The sequence below is a fragment of the Paenibacillus hunanensis genome (genome assembly GCF_014645615.1).
Lineage (GTDB): Bacteria > Bacillota > Bacilli > Paenibacillales > Paenibacillaceae > Saccharibacillus > Saccharibacillus hunanensis.
The window spans coordinates 390,215-415,316 of record NZ_BMMB01000007.1 but is presented as its reverse complement, the minus strand read 5'-3'; the positions used below and the strand labels follow the sequence as shown (position 1 = coordinate 415,316).

The 25,102-nt window shown below is 41.9% G+C and carries 23 protein-coding genes; 6 read left to right on the top strand and 17 right to left on the bottom strand.

Features of this window, described 5'->3' with window-relative positions; all coding sequences use genetic code 11:
* Positions 1-61 precede the first annotated feature (61 nt).
* The 3 genes from IEX62_RS17355 to IEX62_RS17345 form a co-directional block, all read right to left on the bottom strand.
* On the bottom strand, positions 62-874 hold the full coding sequence (locus IEX62_RS17355) for a phosphotransferase family protein (RefSeq protein WP_188776790.1): 813 nt from the start codon (positions 872-874) through the stop codon (positions 62-64).
* A 527-nt stretch (positions 875-1,401) separates the two neighbouring features.
* Positions 1,402-2,220 (bottom strand): copper amine oxidase N-terminal domain-containing protein, encoded by an 819-nt coding sequence (locus IEX62_RS17350; protein WP_188776789.1) that lies wholly within the window; start codon positions 2,218-2,220, stop codon positions 1,402-1,404.
* Positions 2,221-2,351: 131 nt separating this feature from the next.
* On the bottom strand, positions 2,352-2,921 hold the full coding sequence (locus IEX62_RS17345) for a DUF4256 domain-containing protein (protein WP_188776788.1): 570 nt from the start codon (positions 2,919-2,921) through the stop codon (positions 2,352-2,354).
* A 280-nt stretch (positions 2,922-3,201) separates the two neighbouring features.
* Here IEX62_RS17345 and IEX62_RS17340 point away from each other — a divergent pair, with 280 nt between their 5' ends.
* On the top strand, positions 3,202-3,963 hold the full coding sequence (locus IEX62_RS17340) for a 2-phosphosulfolactate phosphatase (RefSeq protein ID WP_229685877.1): 762 nt from the start codon (positions 3,202-3,204) through the stop codon (positions 3,961-3,963).
* A 147-nt stretch (positions 3,964-4,110) separates the two neighbouring features.
* Here IEX62_RS17340 and IEX62_RS17335 read toward each other — a convergent pair whose 3' ends face one another.
* From IEX62_RS17335 to IEX62_RS17325, 3 genes are all read right to left on the bottom strand, one after another.
* On the bottom strand, positions 4,111-4,854 hold the full coding sequence (locus IEX62_RS17335; RefSeq protein ID WP_188776787.1) for a class I SAM-dependent methyltransferase: 744 nt from the start codon (positions 4,852-4,854) through the stop codon (positions 4,111-4,113).
* A gap of 180 nt (positions 4,855-5,034) precedes the next feature.
* Positions 5,035-6,051: a phosphotransferase enzyme family protein gene (locus IEX62_RS17330; protein WP_188776786.1), complete on the bottom strand. Its 1,017-nt coding sequence runs from the start codon at positions 6,049-6,051 to the stop codon at positions 5,035-5,037.
* A gap of 184 nt (positions 6,052-6,235) precedes the next feature.
* Positions 6,236-6,628 (bottom strand): phosphotransferase enzyme family protein, encoded by a 393-nt coding sequence (locus IEX62_RS17325; protein WP_268239823.1) that lies wholly within the window; start codon positions 6,626-6,628, stop codon positions 6,236-6,238.
* Positions 6,629-6,773: 145 nt separating this feature from the next.
* Here IEX62_RS17325 and IEX62_RS17320 point away from each other — a divergent pair, with 145 nt between their 5' ends.
* The 3 genes from IEX62_RS17320 to IEX62_RS17310 all read left to right on the top strand — a co-directional run bounded on the left by IEX62_RS17320 (position 6,774) and on the right by IEX62_RS17310 (position 10,847).
* A complete protein-coding gene (locus tag IEX62_RS17320; protein WP_188776784.1) occupies positions 6,774-8,717 on the top strand; it encodes an AAA family ATPase in 1,944 nt (647 codons plus the stop codon).
* Positions 8,714-9,832 (top strand): hypothetical protein, encoded by a 1,119-nt coding sequence (locus tag IEX62_RS17315; RefSeq protein ID WP_188776783.1) that lies wholly within the window; start codon positions 8,714-8,716, stop codon positions 9,830-9,832. Before IEX62_RS17320 ends, IEX62_RS17315 begins: the two co-directional genes overlap by 4 nt.
* A gap of 91 nt (positions 9,833-9,923) precedes the next feature.
* Positions 9,924-10,847 (top strand): GNAT family N-acetyltransferase, encoded by a 924-nt coding sequence (locus IEX62_RS17310; RefSeq protein WP_188776782.1) that lies wholly within the window; start codon positions 9,924-9,926, stop codon positions 10,845-10,847.
* Positions 10,848-10,934: 87 nt separating this feature from the next.
* Here the strand turns inward: IEX62_RS17310 and IEX62_RS17305 are convergent, their stop codons facing one another.
* The 5 genes from IEX62_RS17305 to IEX62_RS17285 form a co-directional block, all read right to left on the bottom strand.
* Positions 10,935-11,438 carry a hypothetical protein gene (locus IEX62_RS17305; protein WP_188776781.1) on the bottom strand — a complete coding sequence of 168 codons (504 nt, stop codon included), beginning with the start codon at positions 11,436-11,438 and terminating at the stop codon, positions 10,935-10,937.
* Positions 11,439-11,634: 196 nt separating this feature from the next.
* On the bottom strand, positions 11,635-13,431 hold the full coding sequence (rlmD, locus tag IEX62_RS17300) for a 23S rRNA (uracil(1939)-C(5))-methyltransferase RlmD (RefSeq protein ID WP_188776780.1): 1,797 nt from the start codon (positions 13,429-13,431) through the stop codon (positions 11,635-11,637).
* Between the two features lie 259 nt (positions 13,432-13,690).
* Positions 13,691-14,020 carry a GtrA domain-containing protein gene (locus tag IEX62_RS17295; RefSeq protein WP_188776779.1) on the bottom strand — a complete coding sequence of 110 codons (330 nt, stop codon included), beginning with the start codon at positions 14,018-14,020 and terminating at the stop codon, positions 13,691-13,693.
* A gap of 109 nt (positions 14,021-14,129) precedes the next feature.
* Positions 14,130-14,702: a nitroreductase family protein gene (locus IEX62_RS17290; protein WP_188776778.1), complete on the bottom strand. Its 573-nt coding sequence runs from the start codon at positions 14,700-14,702 to the stop codon at positions 14,130-14,132.
* Positions 14,703-15,102: 400 nt separating this feature from the next.
* A complete protein-coding gene (locus tag IEX62_RS17285) occupies positions 15,103-15,561 on the bottom strand; it encodes a DIP1984 family protein (protein WP_188776777.1) in 459 nt (152 codons plus the stop codon).
* 242 nt (positions 15,562-15,803) lie between these two features.
* Between IEX62_RS17285 and IEX62_RS17280 the strand changes: the two genes are divergently transcribed.
* Positions 15,804-16,295, top strand: coding sequence for a CYTH domain-containing protein (locus tag IEX62_RS17280; protein WP_188776776.1), 492 nt, complete (start codon positions 15,804-15,806; stop codon positions 16,293-16,295).
* A 257-nt stretch (positions 16,296-16,552) separates the two neighbouring features.
* On the opposite strand, the gene IEX62_RS17275 is transcribed toward IEX62_RS17280, so the two are convergent.
* From IEX62_RS17275 to IEX62_RS17255, 5 genes are all read right to left on the bottom strand, one after another.
* Positions 16,553-17,008, bottom strand: coding sequence for a hypothetical protein (locus IEX62_RS17275; RefSeq protein WP_188776775.1), 456 nt, complete (start codon positions 17,006-17,008; stop codon positions 16,553-16,555).
* Between the two features lie 26 nt (positions 17,009-17,034).
* Positions 17,035-17,592, bottom strand: a complete 558-nt coding sequence (locus IEX62_RS24050; RefSeq protein WP_188776774.1) for a ribosomal maturation YjgA family protein — start codon at positions 17,590-17,592, stop codon at positions 17,035-17,037.
* A gap of 737 nt (positions 17,593-18,329) precedes the next feature.
* Entirely contained in the window at positions 18,330-18,569 is a 240-nt protein-coding gene (locus IEX62_RS23850; protein ID WP_229685875.1) for a hypothetical protein, read from the bottom strand.
* A gap of 389 nt (positions 18,570-18,958) precedes the next feature.
* Positions 18,959-20,404 (bottom strand): sugar porter family MFS transporter, encoded by a 1,446-nt coding sequence (locus IEX62_RS17260; protein ID WP_188776773.1) that lies wholly within the window; start codon positions 20,402-20,404, stop codon positions 18,959-18,961.
* Between the two features lie 641 nt (positions 20,405-21,045).
* On the bottom strand, positions 21,046-21,591 hold the full coding sequence (locus tag IEX62_RS17255) for a GNAT family N-acetyltransferase (protein WP_188776772.1): 546 nt from the start codon (positions 21,589-21,591) through the stop codon (positions 21,046-21,048).
* A gap of 418 nt (positions 21,592-22,009) precedes the next feature.
* Between IEX62_RS17255 and IEX62_RS17250 the strand changes: the two genes are divergently transcribed.
* Positions 22,010-23,542: a glycine betaine uptake BCCT transporter gene (locus IEX62_RS17250; RefSeq protein WP_188776771.1), complete on the top strand. Its 1,533-nt coding sequence runs from the start codon at positions 22,010-22,012 to the stop codon at positions 23,540-23,542.
* A 288-nt stretch (positions 23,543-23,830) separates the two neighbouring features.
* On the opposite strand, the gene odhB is transcribed toward IEX62_RS17250, so the two are convergent.
* On the bottom strand, positions 23,831-25,102 hold the full coding sequence (odhB, locus tag IEX62_RS17245) for a 2-oxoglutarate dehydrogenase complex dihydrolipoyllysine-residue succinyltransferase (RefSeq protein ID WP_188776770.1): 1,272 nt from the start codon (positions 25,100-25,102) through the stop codon (positions 23,831-23,833).

Sequence of the window (25,102 nt, the reverse complement as noted above, 5' to 3'; positions counted from 1 at the left end):
GGAGAACCGCTCACGAATCCTTTTCAGAGGAACTGTCGCACTTGGCTTGACAATCCGTCATCTAAAAAAACTCATACAAACCTTTTTGAAAATAATCATACTCTTCATCCGTAATAATCCGCTCACCATATCCTGCAAAAAAGGCTTCGTACCCCTTCTCAGCTTGAGACAATTCTTCTATCGACTCCATCGCCAGCGCCACATCATATCGTGGATCACCCCATGCACCGCCGCTCCAATCGATCATACCTGTAACTCGTCCTTCATGAATCAGTACATTATCCATCGTGCAATCTCCATGAATAAGGGTCTGCTGTATATCGGCTGGACGATTGTTCTGCAAATGTTCTAGCAATTCCGCATTACCGTCCACTTTATAATGAGTTAGATTGTACTCTGACTGCTCCAATATGTGATCCAACCATTTCCCTTCCGTTTGTAAACCAGCAGGGCAGGGTGTATCATGCAGCTGACGTATACTTTGTCCAAAAGCGAATAGGATGTCACGCTGTTTTATCGGATTCTGCTCACGCATCAGCGCCTGATATATCGTTTCACCCTGAATATGCTCCATCCATAGCCATGATTGAAGTCCATCCTCTGCGTCCTCGCATTGTAGAAAATGATACATCTGCGGTACATGAAGATGTACAGATGGAGTGGTCGTAGCAAGACAGTCCAGCACATATGCCTCTTGCTTCAACCATGCTGCAAATTGCGTTCCGGCTGACTTTTTCAATACAGACAGCCCTTGATCCGTATGCAGAATCGCGACTTGAGAAGTACAGCCCTGTTCAGGAAACGTAATCTTATGTATGGTGCCTAGCTGCTCAGCGATATGATGTGGAATAGTCTGTTCCGTGATCGGCTTCATCGATTCATTCCTCCAGCTTTGTAAAATAAGGGGAAATTAGTTGAACAAAATATCCTAGCTGTGATGCGACATGATAGATGTGAATTACTCCTGATTCTATTTCAATTTATATCTAGACCATAGCTTTTTCCTAAGGGATACCAGCAGTAACGAAGGTGCAAATACAATAAGCACATACATCAAAATAATCCATGGTAACGATCCGGTGAAGTTCGCTGCTGCTTGTGCCGATCGTCCTGCTTCGACATACAACCAGATAGGTACAGCTACAATCCACATGACTACACTGGAAACCATCACTGATCTCAGATTGCGCCATAGCAAGCAAAAAAGCAGATGCACGATTAACAGAATCCAGCCTGAAGCGCTGACTTCTCTACTACTAAGCATAATGAAGGCGACAATAGGGTATAGCATAATTATAACCCACTCCAAATGCTTATCCCTGTCATCGTATCGCTTCATAATAATCCCTCTTTCCATAATTCCATAAAAAGTAGCTATGAAGCTCGTATATTGAACATCGATTACTTTTTGGTATTATCCTGCGGAATTTCTCGAATGACGGTATCACCTGCCTTAGAATTACCGATCCCTAGCTCTTTCATTTCCCCTTTGGAATCGATTACGCCATAGCTCACCTGACCTTGCATCCATAGATCCCAAAAATAACTGAATGTTCCCTTATAGGTCGGTCGTGTTCCCCATTCCTGATCAACACCTGCAATGATACCTGGAATAAGCTCTTTACCAGTAGACTCACCGCTCGTCGCTTCCCATGTCTTCCAGGCTGCATCATTTCTCACCTCGTAATAACTCACAACGCCTTGATTCACGATGAAAAATGAATTGCTTTTGCCTGTTGGAAAATAATAGCCTGTTACGTGCCCTTCATCTGTTGTGAATAGCCGCTCATTCATTTCCACTCTCACTAGCTTCAGTGCTGCAATGCGTGAATCGACTAATTTGCTGCTTCGATAAGCCTCTGTTACAGCTTTGTCGACTGGATAGATCACAACCGTTTTTGTCGCTTGATCCCACACCACCTTAGCATGCAAAGATTCTCCAATAAAACGAAGCGGTACATATACGCTACCATTTTGTATATGTGCCGGCGTGTTCAATACTACAGGGACTTGATTAACGAGTGCTGTCTTTTGTCCAGCGACCACCTGCACAGTTTGATAAGCGGTTCGGTCGGTCAATGTCACTGCTTTGGTAGCGGGCTCCCAGTTCACATAAACATCGGATAGAAAGGTTAATGTACGAATGGGAACGAGTGTCGTATCGTTGACAACAATAGGTTTTTGGCCTGTAAGCATACGACCGTTAATATTCAAATTCAAATCGTTATCATCTGCGAAAGCTATATGAGCCTGGCAAGCTGCGAGTAGTACGGATAAAACAGCTATGATACGAGTACGTTTCTTCATCCTTTTTCTTCTGTCTGTAGCTTGATTACATCTAACTCTTTTGTTCACACGCGTACCCATCCGCGGAATCCACGTGCAGCATAGTACGAATCCGCTCCATTATGATAGATGAACACGGTATCATAACGACGATCTCCAAAAATGGCACCATCCAGCTTGCGAATACGCTCAGGCGTTTCGATCCAGCTGGAGGATTTGAGATCAAAAGCTCCAAGCTGCTGTAGCTGACGATACTGCTCCTCTGTCAACATCGTAATGCCCATCTCTGCCGCCATTGTCGACGCATCACTGGTAGGCTTGTTTTCTTTTCTGGATTCCCAGGCTGCACGATCATAGCATATACTTCTGCGCCCCTTCGGACTTTCAGTAGAGCAATCGCAAAATACATACTCTCCGCTGTCTGCATCATATCCGATCACATCAGGCTCACCGCCTGTTCGCTCCATTTCGCTGAGTGACCACAGCTTATCCTCTGCATCTGGAGCTTCCAGGCGAGCCCCAACATCCTCCCACTTTATCTCCTCATGGCGATTCATATACTTGGCAAAGCGAGCTTGCAAAGTATCCAGCAATTCTGTACGTTGCTCTGATGATAAAAATCGGTTCATGGTCATGCCTCCCTGGGATTGTATGGCTTGATTGATATTCATCGCAAGGTAATCAATATGTAACCCTATTCCTGACTGTATTGCCTTTGTCTCATGACAGAAGTCAGATACTTTGCTAATGTAAAAATCACTTTCTATAGTCCCTCATTAGCAGCATATAAATAAGGCGCGCGATTATATCTATTTTACAATAAAATCCATGGTATGATCAGCTAAAATAATAGCTGTAGATGAACTATCCAAACCCTAATTGGGTTGCTAGGTACATAATAAGGAGGAATACACATTGTTTTTTGACCAGATGCCTTTTGATATTAAGCTAGAATGGGGACAGCGAGGAGCACGAGCAGCCGCGGAGCGTGGAGACATCGTTATTATTATCGATGTGCTTAGCTTCTCCTCTACTGTAGTGACCGCGATACAATATGGTGCAGAGATTTACCCGTACCCGCCTCCGATTAATGAGCAAGCGAAAGCCTATGCGCAGTCCGTCGATGCCGATATCGTTTGGGGACGAGCCGAATCGCTCACCTATGGTGGTCATTCTCTATCGCCAGGATCATTTACAGCGGCAGACAAGGGTAAGCGTTTCGTGATGTGCTCGCTCAATGGTGCAGCCTGCACATGGATGGCAGCCGATGCACAAGCTGTATTGATTGGCTGTGCTCTGAATGCATCTGTAGTCGCTGAAGCCGCCAATCGCTTGAGAATCGCATCCGGCTGTAGCATTACTGTGGTGCCTTGCGGTGAGAAATGGTCAGATGCTTTGGAACAGGAAAATACACTTCGTCCAAGCATTGAAGATGATCTGGGAGCAGGTATGATCCTTTCCCGATTAACCGGAACGAAATCTCCTGAAGCGGAAGTATGTCTCGGTGCGTACCAGAATACGAAGGAGAGAATGAAGGAATTGCTATGGGACTGTGCAAGCGGACGTGAATTGCGCGAACGAGGATACGAGCAGGATGTGATTCACTGCTCTCAGCTCGATCATATGACTACGGTGCCTATTTTAAAGGATCATAAGTTTGTAGGGCTTAGTATATAAAAAAGAGGGGTATGAATCCCCTCTTTTCGGTCGTTAAAGTGAGCTATATTGTACAATCCATTCTGTATTCTAAGCTAGATGCTACTGCAATCTGATCCTATGCGGCATGATACAGCTATATGCATAGCAATTAACACATTTAGCCTATCAATCCTTATATATCCGTAGCATCGTATTTGCCCCTTTTTGAAACTCGTACGATACCGTTACTTCTTCCGTCTGATAACCTGCATTTTCGATATACTCGATCAGCTCGTCTAAATGTTGATATCTTCGACATGATAGATCCACCAATGGGAAAATACGTAGTTCCTGACGAGTCACACGCAGCAATTCCTGTACTGTTTGTAGATGAAATTCATAATCTAATCGATCCGAATACATAAACAGAAAATGCGCTGACAACGTTAGGTCAAATGCATTCTCCTCAAATGGCAGCCGGGGTAATGTAGCCGCAATATAACGCTCTGGAAATTGCTGCATATCGTGCGCACAATCCGCTAACGCCTGCGACCGATGTTTCTTCAAATCCGCTACAGATTGAAAATAATCCCATACATAATTTGACTGCACCTTCTCCATATGCAGCATCGTATGCTCAATATCCGCCAGTCCCTTTTCCGCAAGCTGGGCAAAGGGGTGGTAATATGCGATATCGGTTGCAGTCACCTGTGCGCCTAAGGTATTAGCGACTGCGGTAAACGAACACGCACCTGCGGGACAATCCAATATGCGGCGTCCAATCAGGTCTTGCTTTGTCAGGTCGAACATGGATAGATATTCATCAAATGTCCGTCCGATAAATACAATCCGACTCAGTTCTAAACCCGTTTGTTCGTTGCTCAGCTCGTGGTTAATCCGTGTTTCATTCATCTGTTCCTCTTTACTCATCTCAGCTCAACTCACCTTTCTGTGCTCTACTCATTTTGAAATATTGGCAATATCGAGTGGTGCCGATGCCAATTCGGTAAAATCATCCATCGATGTGAATAAGCATTCTCGATGGATGAGTCTTATTGTACATGCTCTGATTGCTTATTTTCAAACTAAGCTGTTCTCTGTTCTGCTATTCTACTGAACGAGCAAAAGTAATTGCTCGCCTCGCTCCATAGATTTCCATATGTGTTTTTGCAGCAAAGCCTCTTCCTGATTCTCCATCAACTCTATCGTCTTCGAGGTAAAGTTCCAGTTCAAGCAGCCTGTCAGCCATACTAGAGAAGCAAGTCTTTTATACTCTGCTGGTCTGCACATTTCCCCTATACCGTATCCTTTCAATAATGCTTGAGCCACAACGGGTGACATCTGATGGGATGCTATTCCGTCTGTTCTGGAATACCATTTGATCAACCATGCCAATGCTTCCAAACGATCGGTATACGTAATCGATTCAAAGTCTACCAGACCCACAATCTCTTGCTCGGAATTCCAAATCACATTCATTGGATTGAGATCGGACTGAACGATAAATTCAAAAGATTCTGCTTTAGCGCAATGAAGATGATGCTCGACTTCATGTAGATAGCTCTGTAATATTTCCCTTGTCGCTGGCATCATTACAGCCGCTTCAAGTGTAGAGTACAGCATATTGTAAAATTGATGATATCCCTCAAGATGCGACAATTGCGGAAAGATGGTGGATTCGAACCCTGTAGAAACCGTATGTATGTGTTGCGCAAACTCGCCGAATGTAGATGCTATTTGTTTTGTACAATGCGTGATATGCTCGCCTTCTATCCACTCAAACAGGAGCAATCTCCACTCTCGACCTGCAACATGTACTCTGGTAAACGGTTCGCCATATTGAGTTTTCACATGCTTCATAAATGGAACCCCTGAATCTACTAAATAGTTACAAAACCGAATTTGCTCGTTTAGAACCTCATCCGATAATGTGATAAATACATCTGTATTATAGCGATTGTAGCCAATGAATCTTGCCGAATACAGCTGATGATGGACACGAATTTTAAAATGTATATCTCCATGCTTGCCATACGATTGTAGTTCTTGCTCGATTGTTAAGCTATCCGGGTGTATTCCATATGCACGTATAGCGTTCTGTAGTAATCTTAGTTGATCCATTTGCATATCCTCTCCCAATATAAAACAAAATCCACCACATAAAGAAAAGGGTGGATCTTGTGCTACATTACTTCGCTATCTTATATTCTAGTTTACTCTGCTGTATTCCCAAAGCTCTGCGGTATAACATCTCGTGCATATTCCAAACGTATTTTGAGATTCTCAATCCATTCAGGTGCTTGCACAGTATCTACACCTTCGAACGTTCGTAATAATTTAGAAAACTTATACAGCTTAGCGAATCTTTAAAACATGAGAACTGCCGAATAGCCTGATCACTTAGAGTAGCTATCGCACGATATCCATTCAAAAATGCTTGTACTTCTGATCTGTTCAAGTCTATTGGCTCATTAAGAAAATCATCTAACGCCGTCACAACATCACAAGCGTACCAGTGATACATCGCATCATCAAAATCAATCACCTGAAACGATCGATGCTCTTTCTTATAAAATACATTGTCTAATTGAAAATCATAATGAATTAATCCATAATTACCGCTGTTCATTGGCAAGGAGCGGAGTTGCTTCGCGAGCATATCTAACCCCTGTCTTGCTTCCTTTTCATCTGGATAATCTAGAATATACTTATTACCTAAAGTAATTAATTTTAGAACATCTTCTTTACATATTAGTTGATTTATATAGTATGTATTTATTAGAAATGATGTTATTATTTAGTCTGAAAATAACTTAACTATTTTAATTACACCTATTAAGGAGATTAATATGAATCCCAAACTAATATATTTATATATTCATACAATAGGTCGAACTTTAGACCAACAGGAATTTTGCTTTACCAATGACTTCAAGATCAAATTTTTGAAAAACGAAAAAAAATTGATTATTGAACCTAAGTATAATCCATATATAGGTTTATGGGGAGATCATATAGAAAACATTAATTTAATAGTGGGGAAAAATGGAACTGGAAAGACAACAATTCTTGACTTTTTGGGTTCAAATAGAAGTAGAAGAAATAGAATATTTGATCAACAGCCTATTCAAGACCAAAAATGGTTTGCAGTATACCACATAAATGATAATAATTTTGTCATAGAAGGTTATGATAGTGATTTAATAAATAATTTAAGAAAAGTACCTCATAATACCTCATATTCCTATAGTGTTTATATCAATTATGATTACAAAAATCAGCAAGGAATTTACTTAGACTATACCCAATTGAGGAATACTCCAAATTCAGAAACTACTTTAGAAAAAAAAATGGTTACTTTATATTTTAGTAATAATAGAGCACGAAATTGGTATGACACTACTATAGAACATCAGACACAAGAATATGGGATTGAATTCACAAAATTACTATTAAATCAACCTCAGTATTCAAATATTTACAAATTTGTAACTGAAGAATATTCAAAGTGGCAACACGAGCATCCATTTACAGAATTAAACTGCACTTTAACTTTAGTAGATCCTTCATTTGAAGACGCTTGGGGAAAGAATGAAAAATTAGAAAGAATTACTTTAGAGTTATATAGAAGTAAAGATAAAATCTTAACATTTGATGTCGAGAACGAAATTTCGCTTCCAGGATTAAAAAAAGAAAAGAATACCGATAAGAAATGGAGTAAAAAACAAAGATTTATAATAAGCTATTTAGAAAACATTATTATAAAAACATGGTTAGAATTTATAAAAAAAGAAGATGAAATAAAATTTAATACTGAGATTAAAAAGATAGATTTCAAAGTAGATGATTTTAATAACAGGATCAATTATCTGCTTGAAATAATAAAGACTATAGAATCTCTTATAAAAAAAGAGGATGACTATCCTCTTGTAGATGAGTTTCTTTTTAACCCATCTATCATAAAGGATTTTGTAAACTTACTAAAAGCATTAAAAGATAAATATTTTTCATCATACCACACTATTACAATTTCTTTGACGGATAAATTCCAAGAGGATATAAGAAATGTTCTGATCAATTTAGATGTATTAAATCACAAATATTGGGGCTTTGATAGAGACATTGATATAAAGTTTAAACATCTAAGTACTGGAGAAATAGAGTTTATAAATGGATTTTCAACATTATTTACTGCTATTGATATAGCTTTAAATGAGAAAGGTATAGGTTCTATACTTATTCTTATAGACGAACCAGATGCTTCCTTTCATCCAGAATGGTCCAGAAAATATATTCAAAATTTAGTTACTTTTTTTGAAAATACTCATTTCGACAAAAATATTAAATATCAGTTTATTATTACTACACATTCTCCCTTTATAGTATCTGATATACCTAAAGAACACATAACTTGTATGACCATAGATACTGATTCTCATTCTAAAAGAGTGACGAAAAAAGCTGAGTTTGGACTAATGAGTAATTTTTACGATATTCTCAAAAATGATTTTTTTATAAACTCTCCAATAGGTGAATATGCAAAAATAATTTTCAAAAAGTTAATTGAAGATATTAATAGCTTACCTCTCATAAACGAAGAAAAACAACAAGATGAGATTAAACGAATAGAAGGAATAATAATAACAATAGGAGAAGAAATATTGCAAAAAAAATTATTGCAATTATTACAAAATAGAAAAGAGAGTTTATTTCCAATGAATAACAAAGATAAAAGAATTGAAGAACTTGAAAAAGAGTTAGCAATATTAAAAATGGAGAGAGACTACCTATGATACATCTAAATTCTAATATATTCCAAGTAATCTCAAAAGATTACTTTAAAAATTTGTTCATTAAAATAAAGCAAAATTATACATTTAAAACTTCTGCGATGAAATATAATTTTCTATTTAATCATATTTTATTTTGGGAAAATAACGAGTTAAACGAAGATCTATTAAACACTATTCTCTTAAAACCTTTTAATGAAATGATCAAAAAATATCCAGAATTAAATAATTATATATTGACTTGTCAACTAGTTTTTTATAGTTCTTCTATTTCTAACTTGAACTTTAAAAATATGAGTAATGATGAAAAAAAAACAATAATAATATCTTACGTATCAAAATACAACAACAAATGGATAGAACCAATTATGAATCAACAAAGCTATTATAAAAGTAAAAAGGCATTCTCATATTTTATATCTACTATTAATATAGAGTTGATGAAATTAAATGATTATATATCCAGTTTTATAAATTATATGTATATTGATTCTGACATGAGACATGAGCTATTAATAAATCTTGAAAGTAGCGTATGCCCATATTGTAATCGCCAATATATTACACCTTACGATGATAATGGAAAGCTTAAAACAACTGCTGATTTAGATCATTTTTATCCTAAATCTATATTCACTTTATTCTCCTTGTCACTTTACAATTTTGTTCCTGCTTGTCAAATATGTAACTCAAGATTTAAATTAGCACAAGGATATAAAATTTTATATCCTTATGATCAAGGATTTTCAGAGAATGCTAAATTCAATCTTAAAATCAATACTACTAGTGATATAAATTCTTTGATTGGAGATAACTCCAATTTTGAATTAGATATTGAGCTATTTAATAATGGCAATTATAACGAAGAAATTAAAAATAATATTAAGCTTTTTCACCTTAAAGAGCTTTATGACATTCACAAAGATTATGTAAGAGAACTTCTTTATAAAAAGTATGTCTATGCAAACACTTATAAAGAACAATTAGTAACATTATTTAAAGAATTAAATCTGGATGAACATGAGATCAATCTTTTTTTGTATGGGAATACACTTCAAATTGAAGATTTAGGAAAAAAACCATTGTCGAAGTTAGCATATGATATATTAAATGATTAAGAATACGAGGGTACTCAATAATTTCAGTTAATTGATCGTATAACTAGCCCTGCAACCTGCGAAGCTCCCCAAGACTGAGAGGGAGATTATTTTGAACGAAGCATCAACAGAATTAATTATTCGTCATTTTCAAAAGCAAGACATATCTTTACTCGGCGAATTGCATCAAGCTGTTACTGCTCAGGAATATGCTGTATTCTGGTGGGTCGGCGAAGAAGAGAACTGGTGTAATGTGTATTGTGCGTTTGAAGCAGGAAAGATGATTGCGAAGGGGCAGGTTAGCATCGTGAATAGTATACCACCCGGTCGTGCAGTAGATACATGCCATTCGATCTACATTAATCTCAAAACAACTCCTGACCGAGAACAGGATTACGCTCTACTCCATGCTATGTATCAGAAGCTTTACATACGAGCGAAGCAATTAAAAGAAGGCTTGTCGCGTGAATATGAGACAATGCTGTGTGTGGGCAATGATTCCACAGAAGTAGCTAATAATGAATTTTTTGTGCAAAAGGGCTATGCTCCTCTGAATCGTTTATATGGTATGAATCGAGATTTGAATGAATCTATTATTGATGTACAGCTTCCTGAAGGCTTTGAGTTCTCATATTGGAAAATGGGAAGTGCTGGCGAGGAACAAGAATATCTGGATGTAGAAATGGAGATTTGGCCAGATGCTCCACTCATTCCAGGGCGATTAGCTGAATACAAAAGTAACCGACACTGGACATCTATGGTCATTCGTCACGCAGGTACCATCGTCGGCGGACTCATGGCATGGCAGGAAGATGATTATGGCATCATCGAAGATGTCTTCGTGCGCAAGTCATGGAGAAACCGCGGTTTAGCCAAATATTTACTTGTACAAGCGCTAATCTATCTGAAAACTAACGAATTACACTCTGGCCATCTGGAAGTGGTGACGACCAATCAGTTCGCTTTATCCTTGTATCAGTCTGTTGGTTTCCACGTAGATAGTGAAGAAATAAGGTATTTTATACAGCTAAATTAAGCAATACAATAGGGGGCGATAAGCCCCTTTTGTTATGTCTAATCATAGCTACCTCTGCTATGCATTCACTTGCCAAAACGTCTTACTCTAGCATCTAATCACTTTTGAATACACAGTTAGTAGGTAGGAGCTTTCTATCTGGATCTCATTGCAGCCTGCTTTAGCTATCACATTCTGATCAAGCTGTAGCTCCTCATAATACGAAGTCATAACTTGAGCTAAGTAATCTGTCTTATCTAACGCACATCTGAAGGGCAGCTCCAAATCTTCATGAAACGAAACGACAGACAGCCGAAGAGCAGGAATCTGATAATCTCCCCACGCATAAAAAATAAAAGACTTCGATGTAAAATATGTACTCAAATAAACTGTCCATGAATGTTCAATAAAATTAAAAATCTGTTCGAGCTCAGTTATCGAAATGTTATTATTCTTAATTAGTTTGTTTAGCTTTTGAATCGTATACATATTGTAGTTAGCTTCAGCATGATATTGACTGCTATCATTAGAAAATAAAAAATCAGGTCGTTCGGCTACTGCCATCAACTGATTGTATGCGTGCATCTCTTTGTTTTTCAGAAAATCAATCATCTGGACTCCTCTTTACTTTCAAATTAGTCTTACTTTTATTAGATAGCATATACGATGTGATTAGCTATTCCTCTATTCATTAAAATCGATCCTCAAGCACAATCATTATGTCGTTTAAATTTAGGTAGCTGTTTAATTAAAATAAAGAGAGAAGTATATCCCCTCTCTTTATTCTTTGGTCAATATCTCTCTTACTTTAAGTGTTCTTGCGCACTAACAACGTCACTGCCTCCACATGACTCGTCTGCGGGAACATATCTACCGGCTGTACCCACTGAACCTCATATCCGCCATCCAGTAGCACCTTACAATCCTTCGCCAGTGTCGATGGATTACACGATACATATACCATACGATCTGGCTTCGTCTTGAGTACGGTATTTAGAAATTCCTGCTCCAAGCCGGTACGCGGCGGATCGGCGATGATCACATCGGGGCTCATGCCTTTTTTCACCCAGCGTGGTAATAATTCCTCTGCCTTCCCTACATGGAATGTCGCATTTGTCCGTCCATTACGTGCTGCATTCCGAGTGGCATCCTCCGCTGCCTCTGCGATCGTCTCGATACCATGTACCTCCTTCGCATACGGCGCGAGCCACAGACCGATCGTACCTGTTCCACAATAAGCATCGATCACCGTTTCTTTACCTGTTAATGCGGCAGCCGCACGAACCGATTCGTATAGCTTGATCGTCTGCTGCGGATTCAGCTGGAAGAACGCTCTTGGGGACAGGGCAAATTCCAGATCACCCAGCGACTCGACCATAGCTTCTTTTCCCCATAGCGTAGTCGTATGCTCGCCGAAAATAAGCGAGGTGCGCTTGGTATTGATATTCATCGCAATGCCGGACAGATCTGGCAGTGCGGCACGCAGACGTTCGATCAATTCTTCCTGACGTGGAAGCTGGCTTGATGTGGTGATCAGCGTGATTTGTAGCTCGTTCGACTGGAAGCCGTAACGTACAACGACCGTTTTCACACCATCGCGAGCTTCTTTATCCGTATAGAGAGGAATGTTCAGCTCTTGAAGCACGGTTTTAACCGTTTCGATGGTGCTATTCACCTGTGGATGCTGGATGGGGCAGCCGCTAATATCGACGATCCGATGGCTGTTCATCTCATACAGTCCAGCGATCACAGCACCGTTTCCTTCACGATCTAGCTGTAACTGGGCTTTATTCCGATATGCCCATGGGTGCTCCATACCGAGCATCGGCTTGATCTTCACCGCATCCAGCTCCGTATAGCGTGCAAAGGCTTCGCGTACGATATCTGTTTTCGCCTGTAGCTGTCCTTCATAGGAAATATGCTGAATCTGACAGCCACCACACACGTCGAATACCGGACAAGGCGGCTCAATACGCTGTGGTGATTTCTTTTCAAGCTCGCGAATTGTGGCTTTGATAAATTTGTGCTGAACCTCAGTTACATTAGCCTTGATCACTTCACCAGGTAATGCACCGTCGATGAAGACGGCTTTGCGGCGATAATAGCCTACACCTTCTCCGTTAATCCCCAGACGCTTGATCGTTACGATAATCGGATCGCCCACTTGCAGTTCTTCCGCATGATCGCGTGCAGGAGCAGACTTTGTGGGACGCTTGGATGGGGAGGATTGACGTGCTTTGTAGTTATTGGGCTTATGGCTTGCCGAATGTCCAGACTTTGGTTGTGACGATTGGAAGTCTGTTTTATGACGTGACGTACTTGCATTGGTAGACTTCTGCTGCGTTGTGCCAGATTGTGTTCGTTTCGCTTCGGCAGAACGGTTAGATGGCGCTCCAGCATGGGATGCACCTTTAGCGTGCTGTTTTTTAGACGTATAGGAATCCGACTTGCTCTGAGAGCCTGCGGAACGATGAGTGGATGAATGTTCTTGGCGTGAGCCGGACTTTGCAGTACGAGGCTTTGCATGTGACGATGTCGCTTGATCGCGCCCTCGCTTACGGCCTGGTTGAGAGCTCCCCGAATTGGAGCTGGATTTATGTGTCATGATATAGTCTCCGTTTTCCTTGATTTGTGGTCGTGTCCCATCTTACCACAAACGGAGGGCAGGGTTAACCGTGTTTTTGTCAGAAGTGTTACGTAGCATAGCGATGTATATCGTTCTTTTAGACGATTGTGTGTCAAATTGTTATTCGTACCAAATAAAAAGCAGCTGTTGCCACAGACGGTCTATGTCTGCGCAACATACTGCTTTTGGTGATATTTTCTAAGTCGGGCTTGATTCGTATTGTCTATCATTCGTACTACTACAGCTTGAATAACGGTTCGTCATACGCTTGATAGGAATAGAATAGTGGTCGAAGCGTATAATTGACAACGAGCTGAACGGCAACAGCAATTAGTACACCGATGGTAGCCAGCGTTCCTCCATTCCACAGGCAGATCGTAAGCACTAGCAACCCTACAGCCAGAGATATACCGGAAACGATAGCACGTGAGCCTCTCGTCGGATACAGCTCTGCATAGCATGCTGGACAAAAGCCATCGTCACGAGCACTTGCTTTGGTGAGCATACGGGCTTCCTGCTTGGTGAATACATGCTGACAGCAAGGACAAACGGGAGCGTATAATGCCATACATTCACCTCCTGCATTACTTTCTAACGTGTTGCTTCTATGATTATTGTGATTGATCGAAGATCATTGTTATTGGTCAAAAATCATTGCGACCGATCAAAAGTAACGATTAATTACTTGTTGTTGGATACGTCGTAATCCATTCTGTTTTCTCAGCAAATGGTGTACGTTTGCTCGTCTGATCGGTACGTTCAGGAACACCTAGATAGATAAAGCCGAGCATTTTGCCTTTTTCGCTAAGACCGAAGGCTTTGTTCATTTCTACATGGTAGCAAGGCTCACCACTTCTCCAGACTGCGCCAAGCCCGAGCTCATGAATCTCTAACAGCATATTTTGAATCGCTGCGAATACAGCACCGTATTCTTCAAGCTCAATCACCTTCGAGTTATCGACAGGCTCGACAGCGACGGCAATAATGACAGGCGCACGCTCCACTTTACTGCGCGCGGAGGCTGCTTTGTCTTCATCTGCGCCTTCGGCACGTGCAACATTAGCCAGTGCATCGCCCAGCTTATAGCGTCCATCGCCTTCCAGCACAAAAAATTTCCACGGCTCTGTCAGGCGATGGTTAGGCGCCCAGATGCCTGCTTCTAGAATTTGTTCGATATGCGTACGAGAAATCGGATCGGGCTTCACTTTACCGATCGAACGGCGATTGCGAATCGTTTCGGATATTGACATAAATAAACCTCCTGATAATCGTTCTCAATGAATCTTACTATGTATTGTACACTACTTGCTAGCAAATCTCTAATACTCCCCAATCTTTCATCCACTTACTCTCTGTCAAACCCCAAACCCGCCCTCATGATCATATGACCAGCACACGGTAGTAAATCGTTATGTGTAAGATGTACATTTGTCACTTTACAAGGCAAAATTGTACATGAGGAATTGAACCTCAGGATGGCCCCTCATCCTTACCGCAAGTCCAACTTAACCAGTTGGCGGTTCGTGCTCGCTTCATGAGATCATTACCTGCTGACAGAGAGTATAGAGTTGCTCGTTCAGTTTTTGGTTTAATGGATCATATGCAATCCGTCTATCTAATCGATCATGATCCTGTAGCTCATGATCATAATCAATCCACTAATTCGGTACTCCAATTCAGCTCCTGCAAACGAATATCCAGTTCACGGTATTCTTTTGCCAGCTGATCCGCTTGGCGCTGGAGTGTGGCGATATCAACAGTAGATACATAACGAAGCTCTGTGCGTGTGAATCGATCCTGACGTACACTTGCGGATTCAATCAGCTCGGTCAGTGCATGGCGATGCTGCGCCAGTATATCTCGATCAGCGAGTGCATCGGCAATCGTACGTTTCTCATCAAATGCCACTGCACAGTTAGTACGATTAATACGGCGTACGAGTGAGCCCTGCTCCTTCAGTAGCTGTTCCAGTTCACGCAGCAGCTCCTCTGGCTTCTCGGGTGGCGTATCGCCCTCCTGCACTTTGGCATTTGCAGTTAATCTTGATTTGACCTGATTGTAACGCTTCTGAACATCTGCACGTAAAATTAATGCTTCTGCTAATCTCATGGGATCACCTCATCTATGTATAGGTTTCAGCGGTTAATAGTATCGGTACGATCTGCAAATCTACGATATGTATAGTATTATAGGAGTAATCACAATAGTATTGCAAATTAGCAAGCAAGCTTGATACTCAATCGTGCTGTCATTCGCTGATATTCTTCCTATTCTAAAATTACAGCAGGAGAGGTGTAACAAGCGACGATTGCTGATTGGCTATATCCCATCATTCAGGAGGCTCCACCATTATGGCTAAAGAAATCGAATGTAAATATCTGCTCTCTCACCTTCCTGACGATCTGGTCATTACTCGCACACAGGAGATTGATCAGACCTATCTCGCCTCTACCGATCATGAATCATTACGTGTACGCCGCTTGCTGAGCAATGGTGAGGAAAGCTTTACAATGACTCACAAGGCTGGAAAAGGAATTTCTCGCGATGAGACTGAATTTCAGATTGGGCGCGAGCTGTACGAGCAATTAACTGAACGTCTGCATGTGATTCCACTGCGCAAAACGCGCCATAAGGTTCAGCTGGATGGTCGTAGCTACGATCTGGACATTTACCATAATACGGTACAGCACGGATTGATCACGATTGAAATTGAGTTTGACAGTGAAGCCGATTACCACGCGTACCAAGCACCTTCATGGTTTGGTGAAGATGTCACAGAACAGGGCACGTATGTGAATAGCCAGCTCTGGCAGGATATTCAGGAGCAGGCAAAGCAAGGATAAGTAGTGTTGATGCGATGGACTATTTACAGGTTCATCACAGTTAACTTATACGTTTAATTTAAGTTTAGTTAAATAGTTACTATGTATTTTATCCAATACGTATATCGCAATACGCCTCTATCGGTCACACGTCTGCTAAAGACATGATCGATAGAGGCATACGTTTATTTTATGTCTATATATCGATCTATGAACTGAAATGTATATTAGAGCTTGTATACGAGGACTACCGATGATTCATTGCTATCAAGCAACTATTAAGCTCTTCCATTAAACTGCTGCAAGCTACGAATCTCTTCCATTACCGATTCGGGATGGGTAAATGGACATTCGCCTGTAAAATACCAGTCTCCTAGTATATGCAGTAGCTCATACACCTCATTATAATATTCATCTGGATACGGATTGGCGCGGCGGAATGCTTCATGAGAAGACCAATTTCGAATAAATTGAATGACAAACCAGATATCGCCAGCTACTTTCCGATGAAGCACCTGTGCGCCAACAGTCGAATGGATATAAGAGTACATTAGCGTGAGCAGAGCTACCGCATGATCTGGCTCCCAGCACAGATCAACTCGTAGCTTGAGTATAAAGGATTCCGCTTCTCCATCCAGCTCACGACGCAATGATTCCGAAGGGTCGGGTGCAATCGATGATTCGTTATCATCCGAGGATGCGTAGTCAGATGGTTCAAATGGTGGTGAAAACATATAATACCCTCCAATCACTCAATTATTTATTGTCGTAACATGTAACGAGCAAGCCAGTCCAACGCAGCAGCAAGCCCTACACCTACGGTATATCGAATTAGATCAACAACTAGAAAGCCATGCCCAAGCACCAGCCCTCCAATCGTTGTATCACGAAGCTGGCGAATCCATTCTGCCTGATACAGCTGACTGAACTCGATTCCATAGCAAAATAGCAATGCAGCAAGTATCGCTATCCCATAACGGCGATATAGTAGCATTCTACATCCCCAGTACACCATCATCGCCCACAGCATATCTCCTGCATGGTCAGCAACGAATGGCGGCAACGCATTTGCATAGCGGCGTGAAGCTAACCCCAGCACAATCGTCACAAGAACAGCAAGCCCATAACCTAATCGTTGCTTGCTAAAAACCGTTTTTCTAAAGGTCGTTTCAGTATACGTTGCAGAAGTACCAGCCCGACTAATAACAACTTCATCTGCTGTAAGCGCAGCAGCATCATACCGCTCCCTCTCCTCCGCATGTACAGCAGAGGCACTTTGCTTACGATGATGCCAACTAAATTTGTCTCCCTGCTTCATAATTTGCCTATTTCTCCTATATCAAAGATAAAATGCAGATGATCACGCTTTCCAAATCCATTCGTGTATTCCCCGTATACCTCTCTAATCGAGCCAAATATTTCATAAAATACGACTCACAAGTCTCTATCACTAATACGCATTAAAAATCTTCATTTCCCACTAAAGCCTACTCACAGATAAGCTCATAAACAAATCTCTCTAACCTGAAATTCAACCTGAAAACGAGCTTCAAATGACTATAACTATACACCTTTTCCATGCGATAATGGTTGATATTCTGTAAACTATGTATATCATAATCCGGTCTTCTACTCTAAATTCATGCTATTATTGCGCACTAATATCATCACTTCTACTATATTTCTAATGTACTCGTTTCACTAACAGCGAATGATCAACATCTAAGCCAAAGCATCCGAGTTCAAGGCAAAGCTTTACATCTAAAAAGTATAAAAATATACTTCACTTGTTACTAGCATCCCATCACTTTTACTCTCCCCTCCAATCACCTCCACTTCTTTGATTGAAATCCTTGTACTGCTTACTTGTAAAAAGCCTCAGAGATGCATTTAAAACCCGTGAGATTAGAGTAAATCCTACCTTCATCGTGCAAGGTTTTACCCTTTTTCCATTATATCAGCTTGATAAACTAGATACGAATATGGAGATTTATAGGCTCTGTAACTAGTAAATTATCTGTATTTCTATTATGAATTTTTCATATAATGAAATAATTATTTCGAGAGGTATAAAGTAGTAAGTATAGGGTTTACGGGGTTTACGGGGTTTACGGGGTTTACGGGGTTTACGGGGTTTACGGGGTTTACGGGGTTTACGGGGTTTACGGGGTTTACGGGGTTTACGGGGTTTACGGGGTTTACGGGGTTTACGAAGTTCAGGAGGTATATGAGGTTCTTGAGGTTCTTGAGGTTCTTGGGATTCATAGGGTCTACGGGATTTGCAGAGCTTATCAAATTCGCAAACCCCCTTATTCTATAGCATCGCTCCACCCTCCTATCTTAAGCTTCAATAAATTCATCGCATAAAATCATACACCTCATAAACCTACAATCCATCATAAATTACCTCCACCACCTATCTTTTCACCTAAATCCAGCCCCATACACTCCCAGCACCTAACGGAAAAAAGCAAATAAGGGCGACGGACGACTTTGGAGTAGGAAATCTACATTTCTTCCACATTCGTAGATTTGCTACTCCACCCGAGTCCGTGCCCTTATTGCTTTTTGGAGTGGATGCCACCAGATACCCCAGATACCACCAGAACACCACAATGTAAACGTTATAACCGTTCAGCTCACCAGCTGTCTATAAAGCTCCCCGTACAGTACATACAAGGAGATTATTTCAACGCAGCCGTGCCACCTTTCGACTCACGCCCAGCCCCTGTAAGCTTCTTGCCAAACTCACGAAACTTCTGCTCCACCTGCTCCAGTGTAAGCCCTCTCGTCTCCGGCAAGAACTTCAGTACAAACACCAGCGCAACCACGCCAAGTGCCACAAATACATAAAAGGTCATCGACAAGCCAATGCTACCTGTCATAATTGGGAACAATAGTCCAACCGAGAAATTGACCATCCAGCTACAAAATACACTGATTCCCATCCCAAATCCACGTAGTCGCAGCGGGAAAATTTCAGATAGCATCAACCACGTTACTGGCGATACGGCCCCCTGCTGGAAGGCAAGGAAGGTAACAGTCAAGCCCAGAATCACATACGGCAATGCCGCTGTCCCAGCTAGCATATTCGAGAAAATAGCAATCAGCAGCAATACTGTTGTCGTTCCTGCCAGCCCTGTAATCAGCATAGGGCGGCGACCAACACGACCGACCAACCACATACCGAAGAATGTCGCTGCCACCGAAATGACACCATTGGCAATATTACCGATCAGTGCCGCATTCGTACCAAAACCGGATTGACGCAAGATTTCTGTACCGTAATACATAATCGAGTTCACACCAGTAATCTGCTGCACAACACCAATTCCGATTCCGATCAAAACGATACGACGAATCCATGGTGTTGCCATATCGCGGAAGCTTGCCTGTTCGACTTCCTCCTCGGTTTCCGTGTTTTCCTTAATTTCCTCCAGCTCGCGCGTAGCCTGCTTTTTACTGCGCATACGTTGCAATACACGAAAAGCACGTTTATTTTCTTGATTCGCTACGAGCCAACGCGGACTTTCCGGTACACGGAACATACCGATAAACAGAAATACTGCCGGGATCGCTGCCATCGCTAACATATAGCGCCAGATATGACCATTATGACCTAGCGTTGTACCCAGAATCGCATTGAATACAAAAGCGAGCAGCTGACCACTTACGATCATAAGCTCATTACGTGTGACGATACCGCCGCGCTTCTGTGCTGGCGCAATCTCTGCGAGATAAGAAGGTACGGTAACCGATGCACCACCTACTGCCAGACCTAGAACAAAGCGACAAGCGACCATAAACGGTACATTAGGCGCGAGCGCCGAACCAATTGTCGCACAAAAGAATAAAATCGATAGGTAGCGAATACTTTGTCTTCGACCGATCCGGTCAGATAGACGTCCACCGAGCACCGCACCAAATGCTGCACCAAGCAGCAGCGAGCTGGTAACCATACCTTCAGTCAACGAATTCAGATTGAGCTGATCTGCTGCCGACATGAATGGCAACGCCCCGTTGATCACTCCGGTATCATAACCGAATAACAAGCCACCCAGCGTCGATATGAGAATGACTTTGCGTAAAAAAGCCCGCCGACTTGCTTCATCATTTTGAATTGTACTCATTGCCTTCACTCCTATCATTAGTCCAAGCCTTCTTGCTTGATTAGGGTAAATCACACGAGCAAATCTGTAACAAGCTGGATCAAATAGTGACCTTCTATTACGAATCGCATCGTCCAGTCTCATTTATTTGCTAGCCGATTCATGTGTATCGATTTACACCTGTGTCTATTTTCATATACCCCGCTTGCTTGCCATCTAATCGCAGTTACCAGTCCGCTCATTATCACCCAAACTGGAGCAGAATGGATCTCAACACAAAAAATCCGCCTGTTATGCGAAGAGCATACAGACGGATTCATGAAGTGATAACCGCTTACAAACTGCCAAGAAAGATTTAAAATCAACACAAAATTATTAACATCCAGCAAAGATTGTCAATCTCATCAACAGATTATTTCGCATTTGAAAGCAATTGTGAACACCTGGCATACAAGCACAATAATACATCCGAGACTGTATCGTTTACTGACATCAAAAGACTGCCCTTATCCAAAATGTACAAATCGCATTCCCATTTATATATCCAAATTTGCAAGATATCTTATCCTAATCTTATCGGCACGGGATCATTCGACTACAGCTCAATTCCCGTACAGGTAGAATCCACAGCCTAATTTTTAATTAGAAATTACAGTTAGAAATTACAGACGGAAGCGTCCCATCACAATCGTATTATAATAATTGCCATCAGCAAGCAGGCGGTCACGCTTGAGCACACCTTCAATCTCAAAGCCTACCTTTTTATACATATCGATCGCTTTGATGTTCGTCTCGATCACCTGGAGCGTCATTTTCTGAATGCCTGTCTCATCTGCCCAGGCAACTGAATGATCTAGCAGCTGACGACCGATGCCATGTCCCCAGTAATCCTTAATAATACCAACGCTGAATTCAACCTTATGCGCCATCCGACTTAGCGGACTGCCCTCGCAGCGTGAATAGCCAACAATGCGATCATTCGCTTCTGCTACGAGAAATAGATTCGTTTCCTTTTCTGTATCCGCTTTAATCAGCGCTTCAAAGCCTTCTGGCTCCAAATATGCCTCTCCACGGCGACGATCCAGATTCTCAGTCTCTCCATCAATTTGCAGGCGTACTTCTGCCAGGCTATGTGCATCTTCTGGTTTGGCACAACGAATTGTATATTCCAGTCCTTTAATATTGTAGCTTCTTTCTTCGATTAGCATGTATGTAGCCTCCTCACTGGTTGGTATGCAAGTATATGATCCATTTTAATGTAAAACATTTCATAGCATGTTTATTATAACGCATAGCAGCTTATTTAATAGTATCGCTTTTTATTGCTTCTGGAAACAACAGGTAAAAGTCGCTTTAATTCATATTATATTATATTCTATAATTTCATATTTATACCAAAAATACTTATTGTATCATTATTTTTGCAATCATTTGCTGATTTCGTTATACTGGAACCCGCGCCTTTAAGCATCGATTCAGCATTATATTTACCTATGAACAGTATACTTGAGAACAGACACTCATCCAACTTTATATGTATCTGTATGACTAACACTAGACCTACATGCAGTTAGCTGTCTGACTATGTACTGCATGACAATCAAGACAAGGAGCTGTTTATAGCCTATGAAGCAAACAACAAGTGTATTTTATGTATCTGCAATTATTTTGCTACTATTTGTTATCGTTGGTGTCGTCGCACCGCAATCTTTTGAGAATGTAACTGCCAATACCGAAGGTTTTATTACGAATACATTTGGCTGGTATTACCTGATTATTGTCACCGCTTTTGTGGCAATCTGTCTGTATCTAATGGTTAGCCCGGTCGGTAAGATCAAGCTGGGCAAACCAGAGGATAAACCGGAGTTTTCTCGCCCAACCTGGGTTGCTATGCTGTTCAGTGCGGGTGTCGGTATTGGTCTGGTCTTCTACGGAACTGCCGAGCCAATCAGCCACTATGCACTACAATCGCCTACTGGTGAAACGGGCACAAGTGCAGCGGTTCGTGACGCGATGCAGTATACCTTTTTCCACTGGGGCATTCATGCATGGGCGGTATATGGTTTAGTGGGATTATCACTCGCCTATTTTATGTTCCGACATGGTAATCCCGGCTTGATCAGCGCTACACTCAAACCTATTTTAGGCAAATATGCTACAGGTAAATTCGGCAAAGCGATTGATATTGTCGCGGTTCTTGCTACTGTTATCGGGGTATCGACCTCACTCGGCTTTGGTGCTGTACAAATTAATGGAGGCTTGTCATTCCTGTATGGTATGCCATCCAGCTTTGTAAGTCAGTTCATTATTATTATTATCGTAACCGTTCTTTTCCTCGGCTCCGCACTCAGTGGTCTGGACAAAGGGATTCGTATTCTCAGTAATGTGAATATGATTCTAGCAGGCGCGTTGCTGTTGCTGGTATTTATTTTAGGGCCTACATTGTTTACACTAAATCTGTTCACGGATACAATCGGTAAATATCTGCAAAACTTCATTAATATGAGCTTCCGTCTAGCTCCACTCAATTCGGAAAATCGTGAATGGATTAATACGTGGACGATCTTTTACTGGGCCTGGTGGATTGCGTGGTCGCCGTTTGTCGGCATCTTTATCGCTCGTGTATCCAAAGGTCGTACCATTCGTGAATTCGTCGCCTATGTACTGCTAGCGCCTTCAATTATTAGCTTTATCTGGTTCGCTGTATTTGGTGGCTCGGCAATTGCCTTGGAGCGTAGCGGCACTAAGCTGATCTCTGCGCTCACAACAGAGCAATCGCTGTTCGGGATGCTATCGACCTTCCCATTTGCTTCTGCCATTTCACTACTGGCAATTGGATTGATTGCTATTTTCTTCATCACCTCAGCCGATTCCGGTACCTTCGTACTTGGTATGATGACGACAAATGGTTCGCAAAATCCAAGTAACCTGCTGAAAGTGATCTGGGGTTTATTGCTAACTGCTATTGCGCTTGTTCTACTCTATTCCGGTGGATTACAGGCTCTACAAAATACGATGATTGTCGCCGCTCTCCCATTCTCATTTGTTATTATCATGATGGCGGTCAGTCTGCTTAAATCACTAAATCAAGAATCGAATCAACTAGCACGACAAAGACGAGCCAATCAACAGCAACAGCCGCCTGTCAACAAAAAGTAACTTAACGCTCTAATCATTCATATCGTTAAGATACAGATGAACCTAATGCTACACATTCTGTTCGCTATTTCTTGATAGGCATATTGATGCAGTGAACATTCATAAATATGGCCTGCAAAAGTCGCCATGCATTATTTCCCTGTCTTTACACGCATGGTAGACGATCCAATCAAATGTAAAAGTAATTCCATCCACTTATATCAAAAAGAGCCTCTCCTTCAAATAGGAGAGGCTCTTTTGTGATGTTATGCCCTTGATTGTAGAATCCAAGGCTTGGGTACCAAGCGATTAGCCCTCGATCAGCAGTGTTTCTGGATCTTCGAGCAATTCTTTTACTTTTACCAGGAAGCTTACCGCTTCGCTGCCATCAATAATACGGTGATCGTAGGACAGTGCAATGTACATCATCGGACGGTTTTCCATACGTACATCGTCGATCGCTACGGGGCGAACCTGGATTTTGTGCATACCCAGGATACCGACCTGTGGTGCGTTCAGGATTGGTGTGGACAGCAGGGAACCAAATACACCACCGTTAGTGATTGTAAATGTACCCCCTTGCAGTTCCGACAGAGCAAGACTGTTGTTGCGAGCTTTAGATGCCAGGCTGGCGATCTCTTTTTCAATACCGGCAAAACCAAGGCGATCTGCATCGCGTACGACTGGTACAACCAGACCTTCCTTCGCAGATACAGCGATACCGATATCATAGTATTTTTTGATGATTACATCATCGCCATCGATTTCAGCGTTGACCATCGGATACGCTTTGAGTGCACCGACAACAGCTTTCGTAAAGAAGGACATAAAGCCGAGACCTACATCATGCTTCTCTTTGAATTTATCCTTACGGCGTTTACGCACGTCGAGGATCGCTGTCATATCCACTTCATTGAATGTAGTCAGCATCGCTGCATTGTGTTGCGCCTCAACGAGACGATTCGCAATCGTACGACGACGACGGGACATCGGTACACGATCAGCCGGCTTCGCAGGGTTGCTATCAGCAGCTGGCGCTTTTGGCGGAGCTGGCTTGCTTGGAGCTGCACCCAGATTAGTTGGCTTATCGTCATGCTTGCGCACATCATCATGCTTCACACGACCGATTGGATCGTTACCCTGTACCGCAGTCAGATCGATACCACGCTCGCGAGCTAGCTTGCGTGCTGCTGGCGTAGCAATCGTGTCACCTGTTTCTGGCTTGCTCACAGCTACTGCTGTAGCCAGATCCGTTTTTGGCTCACGCGCTTGCTCATTAGCAGGTGCTGGAGGAGCTGGCTTATCTTCTTTAGCAGGTGGAGCTGGAGGTGCTTTCGGAGCGCCATTACCTGCGCCGATCACGCCAACGGATTCACCCACCTGTACAGTTTCGCCTTCTTGACGGGTGATCGATTCGATCACACCGTCTTCCTCAGCACTGATTTCCAGGTTGACCTTGTCAGTTTCCAGTTCCAGCAGAACGTCACCCTGACTAACGGTATCTCCTTCTTTAACTACCCATTTTGATACGGTTCCTTCAGTAATCGATTCGCCCATTTCCGGTACTTTGATTTCGCTCAC